This window comes from Sulfurospirillum diekertiae (genome assembly GCF_011769985.2).
Taxonomy (GTDB): domain Bacteria; phylum Campylobacterota; class Campylobacteria; order Campylobacterales; family Sulfurospirillaceae; genus Sulfurospirillum; species Sulfurospirillum diekertiae.
This window is the reverse complement of the sequence record NZ_CP039734.2, coordinates 2,696,507-2,710,009: the sequence shown is the minus strand read 5'-3', so window position 1 is coordinate 2,710,009 and position 13,503 is coordinate 2,696,507. Positions and strand designations below refer to the sequence as shown.

9 protein-coding genes, 2 tRNA genes and 3 rRNA genes are annotated in these 13,503 nt (G+C 39.6%); 13 read left to right on the top strand and 1 reads right to left on the bottom strand.

The genetic code is table 11. The annotated features are described in order from the left end of the window. The 3 genes from FA584_RS13955 to FA584_RS13945 all read left to right on the top strand — a co-directional run bounded on the left by FA584_RS13955 (nt 1) and on the right by FA584_RS13945 (nt 3,269). A complete protein-coding gene (locus FA584_RS13955) occupies nt 1–564 on the top strand; it encodes a 4Fe-4S dicluster domain-containing protein (protein ID WP_087439769.1) in 564 nt (187 codons plus the stop codon). Between the two features lie 9 nt (nt 565–573). Then, on the top strand, nt 574–1,746 hold the full coding sequence (gene nrfD, locus FA584_RS13950; RefSeq protein ID WP_228448031.1) for an NrfD/PsrC family molybdoenzyme membrane anchor subunit: 1,173 nt from the start codon (nt 574–576) through the stop codon (nt 1,744–1,746). Nucleotides 1,747–2,057: 311 nt separating this feature from the next. Further along, nucleotides 2,058–3,269, top strand: a complete 1,212-nt coding sequence (locus FA584_RS13945; protein ID WP_167749864.1) for a rhodanese-like domain-containing protein — start codon at nt 2,058–2,060, stop codon at nt 3,267–3,269. Between the two features lie 77 nt (nt 3,270–3,346). Here FA584_RS13945 and FA584_RS13940 read toward each other — a convergent pair whose 3' ends face one another. Then, nucleotides 3,347–4,054 carry a Bax inhibitor-1/YccA family protein gene (locus FA584_RS13940; protein WP_167749863.1) on the bottom strand — a complete coding sequence of 236 codons (708 nt, stop codon included), beginning with the start codon at nt 4,052–4,054 and terminating at the stop codon, nt 3,347–3,349. Between the two features lie 393 nt (nt 4,055–4,447). Between FA584_RS13940 and FA584_RS13935 the strand changes: the two genes are divergently transcribed. The 10 genes from FA584_RS13935 to FA584_RS13890 all read left to right on the top strand — a co-directional run bounded on the left by FA584_RS13935 (nt 4,448) and on the right by FA584_RS13890 (nt 13,465). Continuing rightward, nucleotides 4,448–5,956 (top strand): 16S ribosomal RNA (locus FA584_RS13935). Nucleotides 5,957–6,044: 88 nt separating this feature from the next. Further along, nucleotides 6,045–6,121: transfer RNA gene (locus tag FA584_RS13930), tRNA-Ile, on the top strand. Nucleotides 6,122–6,253: 132 nt separating this feature from the next. After that, nucleotides 6,254–6,329: transfer RNA gene (locus tag FA584_RS13925), tRNA-Ala, on the top strand. 223 nt (nt 6,330–6,552) lie between these two features. After that, nucleotides 6,553–9,465: ribosomal RNA gene (locus tag FA584_RS13920) — 23S ribosomal RNA — on the top strand. A 135-nt stretch (nt 9,466–9,600) separates the two neighbouring features. Beyond that, nucleotides 9,601–9,716 (top strand): 5S ribosomal RNA (rrf, locus tag FA584_RS13915). Together the 16S, 23S and 5S rRNA genes with 2 tRNA genes alongside form the textbook arrangement of a ribosomal RNA operon. A 313-nt stretch (nt 9,717–10,029) precedes the next feature. Beyond that, nucleotides 10,030–10,368, top strand: a complete 339-nt coding sequence (locus tag FA584_RS13910; RefSeq protein ID WP_167749862.1) for a hypothetical protein — start codon at nt 10,030–10,032, stop codon at nt 10,366–10,368. Between the two features lie 234 nt (nt 10,369–10,602). Further along, nucleotides 10,603–10,941, top strand: a complete 339-nt coding sequence (locus FA584_RS13905) for a hypothetical protein (protein WP_167749861.1) — start codon at nt 10,603–10,605, stop codon at nt 10,939–10,941. Nucleotides 10,942–10,980: 39 nt separating this feature from the next. Next, entirely contained in the window at nt 10,981–12,486 is a 1,506-nt protein-coding gene (locus FA584_RS13900; protein ID WP_167749860.1) for a DUF3373 family protein, read from the top strand. A 160-nt stretch (nt 12,487–12,646) separates the two neighbouring features. Beyond that, nucleotides 12,647–12,895: a DUF3862 domain-containing protein gene (locus FA584_RS13895; RefSeq protein WP_167749859.1), complete on the top strand. Its 249-nt coding sequence runs from the start codon at nt 12,647–12,649 to the stop codon at nt 12,893–12,895. Between the two features lie 57 nt (nt 12,896–12,952). Next, entirely contained in the window at nt 12,953–13,465 is a 513-nt protein-coding gene (locus tag FA584_RS13890) for a DUF4405 domain-containing protein (RefSeq protein WP_167749858.1), read from the top strand. Nucleotides 13,466–13,503 lie beyond the last annotated feature (38 nt).

The following is a 13,503-nucleotide window of genomic DNA, read 5'->3' as shown; positions in this document are numbered from 1 at the left end:
ATGGCACGTTATGGAATGGCACTAAATTACAATAATTGTATTAATTGTAAAGCATGTGAAAGTGCATGTAAAGAAGAAAATGGTGTTTTACTCCTACCCGATCATTATCGTATTTGGGTAGGGGTTAAAGAGGCAGAAGGACAATTTCCCAATATCTCTATTGCGTCCCAAACCTATCAACCAAGTCAATGTCAACATTGTGACAATGCACCGTGTCAACAAGTCTGCCCTACGAATGCAACTTATTACAGTAAAGATGGCATGGTTATGGTTGATCCTACTAAATGTATCTTGTGTACGTATTGTATTAATGCGTGCCCTTATGATGCGCGTTATGTGGATAATCGAACCAATACGGTTGATAAATGTACTTTCTGTTCAGATACGAGACTGGCTAATGGTGAAACAACCACAGCATGTCAAGCAACCTGCCCGACAAAAGTAAGAGTATTTGGTGACTTGGATGATCCAAATAGCGAAATTTCACAGTTGCTTGTGAATAAAGAGTATCGTCAAGTGAAGAGTCACTTGGGTACTAAACCAAAACTATTTTATATATTGTAGGAGTTTATGATGCAAACAATTTCTTTGAAAAAACTCTTTTATTTTGAAAAAACACCACTCAATTTAGTGATGGCATTTACAACTGTCGCACTTCTTGCAGCTTTTGCTGCAGGTGCGGTTGCCTACATTTTGCATGGACATCATGTATATAATGTAACAAGACAACATCCATGGGGTTTACTAATTGCGATGTATGTTTTCTTTGTTGTATCCAGTACGGGTCTTTGTATTATCTCTTCAATTGGGCATGTTTTTGGCATTCCAGAGTTTCAACAAATTGGTAAGCGTGCCATTGCGGGTGCCATTATCACGATTAGTTCAGGTTTCGCCGTTATTGGCTTAGAAATTGGTCACCCAATGACGATGTTGATTTACAACGTCTTAACACCAGGGCTTACCTCTGCTATTTGGTGGATGGGAACCTTGTATGGTCTTTACCTTACGTTTATCTGTTTAGAATTTTTCTTTTTAGCGATTAAAGTCAATCATACGTTTTCTAAAATCTTTGGTATTTGCGGTCTTTTAGTCGGTCTTGCAGCACACTCAAATCTTGGTGCCGTTTTTGGATTTTTGATCTCACGTCCATCTGCCAATGGTGTATTTTATCCTGTCTATTTCATTCTTTCAGCAATGATCACAGGATGTTATTTGGTTTTCTTAATGTATGGTTTTAGATATAAAATGAATTTCCCTGAAAAAGTAAGTGTAATGCTTGTCAAACTTGCAAAAATTTTAGGCATGCTTTTAGCGGTACTTATCTTCTTTGAAGCATGGAAAATTATAACAGCACTTTATGGAGATATGCCAGAGCGTGCAGAAACTATTTTACATGCGACGAAAAGCCCCACTTTTTGGTTCGGTGAGTTAATTTTAGGCATGTTGATACCATTTACGATTATTTTGGTCAGTAATGCCAAGGCAATTAAAGCAACCGTATATGCCTCTATATCAGGCATGGTGGGTATTTTCTTTATGCGTTATGATTTGGTTCATGACACATTGCTCTATCCTATGACAACACTCAAACGTGCAGAATACCAACTAGCACCTACCTTTGTAAATTATTTTCCTTCTGCAGCAGAGTTTGCAATAGGATTTGGTGGCATTGGCTTAGCGTTATTTATGTATTATCTTGCAGATAAAGTATTTAATCTTGATGATACTGAAAGTGCACATCATTAAATTATAGTTTTTTCATCTTTTGGGGGAAATATTTTCCCCCATACCTCGCTTTTAAAATCTTCTTTGACTCCACGTTTGAATTATCAAAAATCATATGCTACTCTTGGTAAAAAATAGTTTTTTTGTTAAACTTTTTTTAAATGTCTAATTCTTTTTAAGTAATAAAATATAATTTTTATTATATTTTATTTATATAATTATTAGGTCTATAGCTTTTTGGTGTCACAATAGTGATTAATAACGTTTTAGTGCTCAAGAAATATTTTTAAGAATTGAGTCTAACAATGTACAACTATGAAAAAGGAAATAAGATGAAATTACGCATAATTAGTTCAAGCATTGTTGTTATAGGTTTGCTACTTGGCGGATGTAGCACACATCCAGAAGCAAGCACCCCGAGTGCAAAAGTATTAACTGAACCAACAGCACATGTCAAAGAGTTGATTGAAAAGTATAAACTTGAAAATGTAGATTATGCTTACGTTAAAATAGCTATAGGTAATGGAACAAGAGATGGTGCCAAAGCACTCTTGATTGACGCTCGTCCCCATCCAAAATATTTAGCAAGTACGATTCCTTCAAGCTTGAATATTCCCGATACGCAAATTGATCAATATATTGGTCAATTAGATAAAGTGGCTAAAGATAAAGAAATTATTGTCTATTGTGGTGGATGGGAGTGTGAAAAAAGCCCAATCGTTGCAGGCTATCTGAAAGAACAAGGCTTTACTAATGTTAAATTGTACCAAGCGGGTGAACCTGAATGGATTACTAAAAACTATCCAGAAATAGGCTTGCCAGCAGCTCAAGCCATTTTCAAAAATAACAGTGCTCTTTTTATGGATGCACGTCCTTATGCAAAATATATGGCAGGAACAATACCAGGTTCAATGTATATGAGCGATGAAGAGCTTGATAAACTAAAAGGTCGATTGCCTGTAGATAAAACAACCCCTATCGTAAGCTTTTGCGAAGGCTATTCATGTGCTAAATCACATAATTTAGCTAAAAAACTTCAAGAATTTGGCTATCAAAAAATCAGTGTCTACGCTGGTGGGTACCCTGAATGGAAAGAAGCAGGGTTGCAAACCACAGCGGGTGGTGCTAAAAAAGTAGAAGTAGCAACGACGCCTAAAAAAGATGCTTTTGTGGACGGTATCAAATTAGGTGAAGATGAGGGTACTGTGGATGGAGAATGGTATAAAGCGCTTATTATGAGTGATAAAATTCCTGCGAATGTAGCTGTAATAGATGTTAGAACACCTGGTGAGTTTGCTAATGGGCATATTAAAGGGGCTATCAATATTGAAGCAGGGAAAATGAGTGCAACGGAATTTGCAGCCAAGCTTCCTAAAGGTAAAGTGGTGATTATGAACTGCTCAGCAGGTGGAAGATCTATGGAAGCGTTCTTAAAACTTAAAAATACAAAAATTGATGTTAGTAAAATATTTTACTTTGATGCCAATATTAAATGTGATAAAAGTGGTAAATGTGAGATCAAGGTCAATGAACCTTTAGGTTAAAATATTTTACATGTAAATAAAAAAAAGGGGCAGAGGAATTAAATTCTCTCGCCCCTTTTGTATATTTGAATAAAAGCCTATTCGTCGCGTGATCCAAAAATTCCTAGAATTTGAAGTAAAGAGATAAAGAGATTTAAAAAATCTAAATACAATGCAATAGCGCCTTCAATAGGTGTCTCATAAGCACCTTTAATAATGTTTTGTGTATCATAAAGAATAAATGCACTAAACAAGATAGAGCTAATGCTAGCAATAGCTAGTTGTAAAATTGGGCTATGAAAAAAGATATTAATAATACCCGCAACCACAATTACAATCAATGTAATAAATAACATCTTACCCATTGCAGAAAAATCTCTTGTGGTATTCATCGCAAATACAGAAAGACCGCCAAAAGCAACTGTTGTTAAAATGAAGGCATTAGCCACAATACTAGCACCCCCTGGCATTCCCAATGTATGTGATAGCAAAGGGACGAGTGTTAATCCACTGATAAATGTAAAACCAAAAAGCAAAATCATATTGAGCCCAGCTTTCTTTTTAGCAGCAAAAAGTCCAAATAAGAAGACAAACTCTAAAATGACAAGGCCTAAATACCAAGAAGAGATAGTTTTTGCCATACCAATTCCAACATATGAGCCAGCACTTGCCGCAAGTAATGATGCTGCAAACAGTTGATAGGTCTGTTTAATAAAAACTCCCATAGAGCTTTCATTGACCTTTGTCTGCTCGTAGGTACTCTCTTGAGCATTGTGTTGTATGTAGTTTCTGTCATACAGTCCCATGTAATTCTCCTTCAAAAGACGTAAAATCAAATCGCATTTTATCAAATTAATAAGATGAAATGCAATTTGTGGATTGTCTATTATATGGAAAGAGAGTAAACGAAAAATTAATCAACTTGAGAGGAATAAAAAAACTAATCTGAACCTGTATATGTTTAATGTCTTTGTAAGGTGTAAGGATATATAATTTCGTCCTCGTTTGAGAAAGCGGGGTTAAAGAGAAGTACCCAAAGTAGGGGATAAGCTTCACGTTCATTACCATTTTAACAATGTCAAATTCAATCTTTGAAATCTAAATAAGCGACCTTAGTCAGTGACGCGAAAAAAGAGATTATCAACTCTTTATTAAAAAAAGAGATACTTTAAGTCAAATGAAGAACACTTCATAAAAATTTTATGGAGAGTTTGATCCTGGCTCAGAGTGAACGCTGGCGGCGTGCTTAACACATGCAAGTCGAACGGATGAAATAAGCTTGCTTATTTCGTTAGTGGCGCACGGGTGAGTAATGTATAGCTAACCTGCCCTTTAGTGGGGGACAACAGTTGGAAACGGCTGCTAATACCCCATACTCCTTCTTATCATAAGGTAAGTTGGGAAAGATTTATTGCTAAAGGATGGGGCTTTATGGTATCAGTTAGTTGGTGGGGTAATGGCCTACCAAGACTATGACGCCTACCTGGTCTGAGAGGATGATCAGGCACACTGGAACTGAGACACGGTCCAGACTCCTACGGGAGGCAGCAGTGGGGAATATTGCACAATGGAGGAAACTCTGATGCAGCAACGCCGCGTGGAGGATGACGCATTTCGGTGTGTAAACTCCTTTTATAAGGGAAGATAATGACGGTACCTTATGAATAAGCACCGGCTAACTCCGTGCCAGCAGCCGCGGTAATACGGAGGGTGCAAGCGTTACTCGGAATCACTGGGCGTAAAGGATGCGTAGGCTGGAAATCAAGTCGAGAGTGAAATCCAACGGCTTAACCGTTGAACTGCTCTCGAAACTGGTCACCTAGAATATGGGAGAGGTAGATGGAATTGGTGGTGTAGGGGTAAAATCCGTAGATATCACCAGGAATACCGATTGCGAAGGCGATCTACTGGAACATTATTGACGCTGAGGCATGAAAGCGTGGGGAGCAAACAGGATTAGATACCCTGGTAGTCCACGCCCTAAACGATGCACACTAGTTGTTGCGATGCTAGTCATTGCAGTAATGCACTTAACAGATTAAGTGTGCCGCCTGGGGAGTACGGTCGCAAGATTAAAACTCAAAGGAATAGACGGGGACCCGCACAAGCGGTGGAGCATGTGGTTTAATTCGAAGATACACGAAGAACCTTACCTGGCCTTGATATCCTAAGAATCCTGTAGAGATACGGGAGTGCTAGTTTACTAGAACTTAGAGACAGGTGCTGCACGGCTGTCGTCAGCTCGTGTCGTGAGATGTTGGGTTAAGTCCCGCAACGAGCGCAACCCTCGTGATTAGTTGCTAACAGTTCGGCTGAGCACTCTAATCAGACTGCCTTCGTAAGGAGGAGGAAGGTGAGGACGACGTCAAGTCATCATGGCCCTTATGGCCAGGGCTACACACGTGCTACAATGGCTAGGACAAAGAGACGCGATACTGCGAAGTGGAGCAAATCTTAAAACCTAGTCTCAGTTCGGATTGGAGTCTGCAACTCGACTCCATGAAGCTGGAATCGCTAGTAATCGTAGATCAGATATGCTACGGTGAATACGTTCCCGGGTCTTGTACTCACCGCCCGTCACACCATGGGAGTTGAATTCACCCGAAGCCGGAATACTAAACTAGTTACCGACCACGGTGGGTTCAGCGACTGGGGTGAAGTCGTAACAAGGTAACCGTAGGAGAACCTGCGGTTGGATCACCTCCTTTCTAGAGTATAGGGGCACTATCTCACAATGGTGCTCCGGCGAGAACTGCTAAGGAAGCTTATTTAGTTTTGAGAGATTGAATGAAAGAGGGGCTTATAGCTCAGGTGGTTAGAGCGTACCCCTGATAAGGGTAAGGTCAGAGGTTCGAGTCCTCTTAAGCCCACCATGACTTGTTCTTTTTCGCATAGCCTGTGTTAGTTTTTTAAATGGTTTAGTCACGTACTTAATGTACGCTCCTGCACCATTTAAAAAACTGCCTTGTCTCTGCAGAAAATAACTGCGTCATCAGGCCAGCCATGGGGAATTAGCTCAGCTGGGAGAGCGCCTGCTTTGCACGCAGGAGGTCAGCGGTTCGATCCCGCTATTCTCCACCATTTTATCAAAAATGGTGAAAGATTGTATCAAGACATTGTTAGTGAAAATGAGGACACAACGTCTAATATAAGAACAATTGTGGTTGTTTTTATATTAGACTTTTTAGTCTAAATGTTATTTAATTTATTATTGTCAAAGTCAACAAAACGCAAAAAAACAATTTACAACTTGTTAGATGGTTTACATTTAATAAGGGAGTGAAATGTGCATTAGAATACGAATAGGTAAGCTATTAAGAGCGAATGGTGGATGCCTAGGCTGTAAGAGGCGATGAAGGACGTACTAGACTGCGATAAGTTGCGGGGAGCTGTCAAGAAGCTTTGATCCGCAAATTTCCGAATGGGGCAACCCAACTGACAGGAATGTCAGTTACCCTGCGGGGAGCGAACCTGGTGAAGTGAAACATCTCAGTAGCCAGAGGAAGAGAAATCAAATAGAGATTCCGATAGTAGCGGCGAGCGAACTTGGAAGAGGGCAAACCAGATGCTTGCATCTGGGGTTGTAGGACTGCGTTATAGAATGATGATAGGTAGTAGAGTAACCTGGAAAGGTTAACCATAGCGGGTGATAGTCCCATATACGAAATCTAGATTCATCTTAGCAGTATCCTGAGTAGGGCGGAACACGTGGTATTCTGTCTGAAGCCGGGAGGACCACCTCCCAACCCTAAATACTACTTACAGACCGATAGTGAACCAGTACCGTGAGGGAAAGGTGAAAAGAACCCCAGTGAGGGGAGTGAAATAGAACCTGAAACCATTTGCTTACAATCATTCAGAGCCCTATGATTTATCAGGGTGATGGACTGCCTTTTGCATAATGAGCCTGCGAGTTGTGGTATCTGGCGAGGTTAAGAAAACTCGGAGCCGTAGCGAAAGCGAGTCTTAATAGGGCGAATTAGTCAGATGCTGCAGACCCGAAGCGAAGTGATCTATCCATGAGCAGGTTGAAGCTGGTGTAAGAGCTAGTGGAGGACCGAACTCATTGACGTTGAAAAGTCTCGGGATGACTTGTGGATAGGGGTGAAAGGCCAATCAAACTTCGTGATAGCTGGTTCTCTCCGAAATATATTTAGGTATAGCGTCATGTTGTAGTATACGGGGGTAGAGCACTGATTGGGCTAGGGCCTATACCAAGGTACCAAACCCTGTCAAACTCCGAATACCGTATATGTAATCATGGCAGTCAGGCGGCGGGTGATAAAATGCGTCGTCAAGAGGGGAACAACCCAGACTACCAGCTAAGGTCCCAAAGTGATAACTCAGTGGAAAACGATGTGGAGTTGCTCAAACAACCAGGAGGTTGGCTTAGAAGCAGCCATCCTTTAAAGAAAGCGTAACAGCTCACTGGTCTAGCGATTCTGCGCGGAAAATATAACGGGGCTAAAGTTATCCACCGAAGCTGTAGATTCTATTTTTAATAGAGTGGTAGGAGAGCGTTCTAGTCAGCATTGAAGGTGTACCGGTAAGGAGCGCTGGAGCGGCTAGAAGTGAGTATGCAGGCATGAGTAGCGATAAAACAGGTGAGAATCCTGTTCGCCGAAAACCCAAGGTTTCCTACGCGATGTTCGTCATCGTAGGGTTAGTCGGGACCTAAGTCGAGTCCGAAAGGGGTAGACGATGGAAAGTTGGTTAATATTCCAACACCAATTATAGAGCGCGATGGAAGGACGCTTAGGGCTAAACGAGGCAACTGATGGAATAGTTGTTCGAAGGGTGTAGATTGAGATACAGGCAAATCCGTATTTCTTTATTCGAGACCTGACAGGCACTTGATGCTCTTCGGAGTGGATGGTGAATCGTTGATGCCGTCGAGCCAAGAAAAGTTTCTAAGTATATCTGTAATTGCTCGTACCGTAAACCGACACAGGTGGGTGAGATGAGTATTCTAAGGCGCGTGGAAGAAACCTGGTTAAGGAACTCTGCAAAATAGCACCGTATCTTCGGTATAAGGTGTGCCTCCTTCTGTATATGGACTTGCTCCAAAAAGCGGAAAAGGTTGCAACAAAGAGTCCCTCCCGACTGTTTACCAAAAACACAGCACTCTGCTAACTCGTAAGAGGATGTATAGGGTGTGACGCCTGCCCGGTGCTGGAAGGTTAATTGATGTGGTTAGCGCAAGCGAAGCCATTGATCGAAGCCCCAGTAAACGGCGGCCGTAACTATAACGGTCCTAAGGTAGCGAAATTCCTTGTCGATTAAATATCGACCTGCATGAATGGCGTAACGAGATGGGAGCTGTCTCGACCAGGAATCCAGTGAAATTGTAGTGGAGGTGAAAATTCCTCCTACCCGCGGCAAGACGGAAAGACCCCGTGGACCTTTACTATAGCTTGACACTGCTGTTGGGATAAAGATGTGCAGGATAGGTGGGAGGCTTTGAGAGTATGACGCCAGTTGTACTTGAGCCATTGTTGAGATACCACTCTTCTTTATTCTGATAGCTAACTGGGACATATTATCTATGTTCAGGACAATGTCTGGTGGGTAGTTTGACTGGGGCGGTCGCCTCCTAAAAAGTAACGGAGGCTTACAAAGGTTGGCTCAGAACGGTTGGAAATCGTTCGCAGAGTATAATGGTACAAGCCAGCTTGACTGTGAGACATACACGTCGAGCAGAGACGAAAGTCGGTCATAGTGATCCGGTGGTTCTGTGTGGAAGGGCCATCGCTCAAAGGATAAAAGGTACCCCGGGGATAACAGGCTGATCTCCCCCAAGAGCTCACATCGACGGGGAGGTTTGGCACCTCGATGTCGGCTCATCGCATCCTGGGGCTGGAGCAGGTCCCAAGGGTATGGCTGTTCGCCATTTAAAGCGGTACGCGAGCTGGGTTCAGAACGTCGTGAGACAGTTCGGTCCCTATCTGCCGTGGGCGTAGGAAAGTTGAGGAGAGTTAACCCTAGTACGAGAGGACCGGGTTGAACGAACCACTGGTGTACGGGTTGTTCTGCCAAGAGCATCGCCCGGTAGCTATGTTCGGATGTGATAACCGCTGAAAGCATCTAAGCGGGAAGCCAACTCCAAGATTAACTTTCCCTGAAGACCTCATGAAGACTACATGTTTGATAGGCTGGGTGTGTAATGGGTGAGAGCCCTTTAGCTGACCAGTACTAATAGGTCGTTTGGCTTACATATTATTACGTATGATAATGCTATTTCACTTCCTTATTAAGTGTAAAGCGCTTTGTTGACTAGACAATACTAAAATCACCTGAAGAATGGTGAATTAAGCCTATTTCGTTATAATACGACATAGATTTAATTCACGATTCTGGTGGCTATAGAGAAGAGGAAACGCCCTGTCCCATTTCGAACCAGGAAGCTAAGCTCTTCATCGCCGATAATACTTTCCCTTACTGGGATGGAAACGTAGGTCGCTGCCAGTTCGTGATTCTTTCTTTTACAACATACCTTTTATCTCGTCTTATTCAAAGGCGCTTTCCTCTGATTATTCTCAATACAAAGCTTCATCATTATTTGATCATAAATCATCATATGATCTCTTCTTCACTTTATACACCTCTTTATCTCTCTTGGTATTCTGCTGCCCTTGTTAAATAAAATTTTGTAAGCTCATTATTTAAATATCATTTATTTTTATTATAATTATTATTAAATATATACAGTTTTATTTTTTCAATTATCTTTTAGACTCTTTGCGTTACTATGAGCGTTCAACTTAAATTATAAGGATATAACATGAAAAAAGTCTTCGGTTTACTTGTTTCAGCATTCTTGGTATTGGGGTTAATGAGTACATCTGCATTTGCAGATGCAGCAAAAGGACAAAAGTACTATCTTAAGTATATGAAAGATGGTTCAGGAATGAATGGTGCGAAATTCGCAACACAACACACTCAAGCAGAGTGGAAAGCACTTTTTGATGGTAAAGCAGAAAAATTTGTTGCTGAGTATTCAAAAAAATATCCAGGGTTAGATGGCTTTCTAAAAGGCGATAAATTTGAGAAATTTATGCCAGATATTAGAGATTTCTGTATTGAGTTTGCAAGCGATAGCGGCAACGTTCCGTCTTGTTAATTCTTTCTAAAATATTTTACGCTTTTCAGATAAATAATAAAATTATCTGAAAAGCAATTATTAAAGTTAAATAATATTTACTTAAATAGTGCTACTATTCAGCTTTAAACCTCATTTTTTAAGAAAAATAAAAATAATATTTACTTATTTCTTCTAATAATTAACTTTTTAAATTAAAATTTATTTTACTTTTGTTATGATGACTCCATATTTAAATTTTGGAAAGGAGAAATGATGAAAAAAGTCTTCGGTTTACTTGTTTCAGCATTCTTGGTATTGGGGTTAATGAGTACATCTGCATTTGCAGATGCAGCAAAAGGACAAAAGTACTATCTTAAGTATATGAAAGATGGTTCAGGAATGAATGGTGCGAAATTCGCAACACAACACACTCAAGCAGAGTGGAAAGCACTTTTTGATGGTAAAGCAGAAAAATTTGTTGCTGAGTATGGCAAAAAGTATCCAGGATTGGATGGATTTCTAAAAGGCGATAAATTTGAGAAATTTATGCCAGATATTAGAGATTTCTGTGTTGAGTTTGCAAGCGATAGCGGCAACGTTCCGTCTTGCTAGTTGTGTAAAATAATTATTACTTAAAAAGGTAAAAAAAAAATGAAGAAATTTATTGCTCCATTGCTCATAGGAGCTGCATTATCATCTTCAGCATTTGCTGCTGATGATTCACTCAAGCAAGAAGTAGAGGCGCTTAAAGCGCAAATGGCAGAGCTAAAAGATGCTCAATCAAAAATCAATGTAGATGCACTTCGAGCTCAAGTTTCTGAGATCAAAGCACATGATGCAGGTGATAATATTAAATGGAATGTTGATTTTAGAACAGCATATGATTACGTAGATTACAAAATTCAAGGTGCCGATAAACAAGACAACGGTGTTTGGACCAATAAACTTATTCTTGGTATGGGCGCACAGCCAGCTGACAATTTAGTATTCAAGGGATCTTTGGCAGCATATAAAGCATTTGGTCAAACTAATATAAGTAGTACTAGTTATTTTCAAACATTTGATTGGTATGATTCTCAAAAACCGAATGATTCAAATATTCGTTTAAGAGAAGCTTATTTCTTATATACTGGTGATATGGGTGATGTACATTATAGCGCTTCATTTGGTCGTCGCCCATCTGTTGATGGTTTCTTGGCAAATCTAAGAAATGATAATGAAAACCCTGCTTCACCAATTAGCCATAATATCAATATGGAATTTGATGGTGCTAGCTTTAAATTTGACTTCGATAAAGTTACTGGTATCTCAGGTCTTTATGCCAAATTATGTTTAGGTCGAGGATTCTCAAATACGACTGGGGCATATTCAATGAATATGAGTAGCATGGGCTTTAATCCAGGGTATGTTAATGATGATCAAACCCCTAATATGGATTTAGCTGGTTTAATTGTTCAATTCTTTGACAATGGTCAGTATAAGTTAATGGGTAATTACCTTGTTGCAAAAAATATGATGGATATGAATGTTCAGGGTATAGCTATGACACCAGTTTATACTAGTAGCGGATTGACGTATGTTCAAAAACCATATTTTAATTTTGCAGATGTTGGTGATATGACTGGAGGTACTTTATCATTACAAGTTAATGGTATTGGTGACGGCATTAGTGATTTCTTGGATGATAGTATTTTCTTCCTCTCTTATGCATTTAGCAAGACAGATCCAAATAATAATCAATTGGGTGCTATATCTTCTTCTGGATTAGTTTCTATGGCTGGTATGCTTGGTTCTTCAGATAAAGAATTTGGTTCTTCAATTTATACAGGTGTTCAAGTTCCAGGTATTATGAAAGGTCAAAGACTTGGTCTTGAGTATAATCATGGTAGCAAATACTGGAGAAGCTTTACCTATGGTGAGGATACTTTAGCAGGATCTAAACTTGCAGCACGTGGTAATGCCTATGAGCTCTACTATATTATGCCAGTTGTCGGTAAAAACTTGACAGCACAACTTAGCTATGTTTATATCGATTATGCTTATACTGGTAGTGATACTTTCTTTGGTTGGACAGGTACTCCAATGGATGTTGATTCAACACCAGGGGCAGTTAAAACAGCTCAAGATTTACGATTGTCTTTAAGATACAGATATTAATCTAATCTTCCTAGAGAGGTCTTATGGCCTCTCTTTTTTTATTCGTCATAAACTTCTAGATATCTTTTCTCACTCTATCACTGTCATCTATCGTAGATCAAAAAGTCAAAAAACAGTAAAAATATGCTAGTCTATTACAAGATCGAATCAAGGAGTGAGCATGCGATATATCATGATGACTTTAGTGTTGCTTGTCTTTATAGGGTGTTCAAAGCTGAGCAAAGAAAATTATGACAAGATTCAAGTGGGCATGAGTTACACTCAAGTAACCGATATTTTAGGAAAAGCAACTAAATGTGACTCGCTTGCAGGTATGAGTGACTGTACTTGGGGTGATGAAAAACAGTATATTAAAGTGAAAATGGTTGCAGATAAAGTGATGTTTATGCATTCGCAAGGCATTGAGTAATTAACAAAGGATTAACATAGATCATCTATACTTCCAAACGAAATTAAGGAGTTATAGATGAACGTTATCCCTAGAAATATATTAAGTGCGTTATTAACGGTTATGTTTGTAGTTGTTTCCATTACGGGTGTCATGATGTATTTCAAAATTCGTATGCTCTCCAGTGAGGCACTACATATTTGGTTGGGTTTTGCCTTTGTGGCTATTTCTTGTGTGCATTTGCTCAAAAATTGGAATGGATTTATCACTTACTTTAAAAAACGCTCTACGCTAGTCTCTATCTTTTTCGGATTCTTCATTATTGCTGTATTTATCATTACACCGTTATTGAACCCACAAGAAAAAGGCATTAATCCAAAAAGTAAAATTATTGGGACGATGATGAATGCACCACTTTCCAAAGTAGCGACCTTTGTGGATTTAGATGAAGCGATGATGGTGAAAGTATTGGCAGATAAGCAGATTATTGCATCTAGTAAGCAATCTGTTTCAGAAATTGCAAAAGCTAATGGTAAAACAAACGATGATATTCTCAATATCGTTTTTACAGCGCCTAACGTACCAGAATAGATCTTTACATGTAAAGATTTTTCCTTACATGTAAAGCT

What these genes read in the sequence shown, in the direction of transcription:
- FA584_RS13900 (WP_167749860.1), top strand. Translation starts at nt 10,981, where the DNA reads ATGAAGAAATTTATTGCTCCATTGCTCATAGGAGCTGCATTATCATCT.
- nrfD (WP_228448031.1), top strand. Translation starts at nt 574, where the DNA reads ATGCAAACAATTTCTTTGAAAAAACTCTTTTATTTTGAAAAAACACCA.
- FA584_RS13895 (WP_167749859.1), top strand. Translation starts at nt 12,647, where the DNA reads ATGCGATATATCATGATGACTTTAGTGTTGCTTGTCTTTATAGGGTGT.
- FA584_RS13910 (WP_167749862.1), top strand. Translation starts at nt 10,030, where the DNA reads ATGAAAAAAGTCTTCGGTTTACTTGTTTCAGCATTCTTGGTATTGGGG.
- FA584_RS13890 (WP_167749858.1), top strand. Translation starts at nt 12,953, where the DNA reads ATGAACGTTATCCCTAGAAATATATTAAGTGCGTTATTAACGGTTATG.
- FA584_RS13945 (WP_167749864.1), top strand. Translation starts at nt 2,058, where the DNA reads ATGAAATTACGCATAATTAGTTCAAGCATTGTTGTTATAGGTTTGCTA.
- FA584_RS13905 (WP_167749861.1), top strand. Translation starts at nt 10,603, where the DNA reads ATGAAAAAAGTCTTCGGTTTACTTGTTTCAGCATTCTTGGTATTGGGG.
- FA584_RS13955 (WP_087439769.1), top strand. Translation starts at nt 1, where the DNA reads ATGGCACGTTATGGAATGGCACTAAATTACAATAATTGTATTAATTGT.
- FA584_RS13940 (WP_167749863.1), bottom strand. Translation starts at nt 4,054, where the DNA reads ATGGGACTGTATGACAGAAACTACATACAACACAATGCTCAAGAGAGT.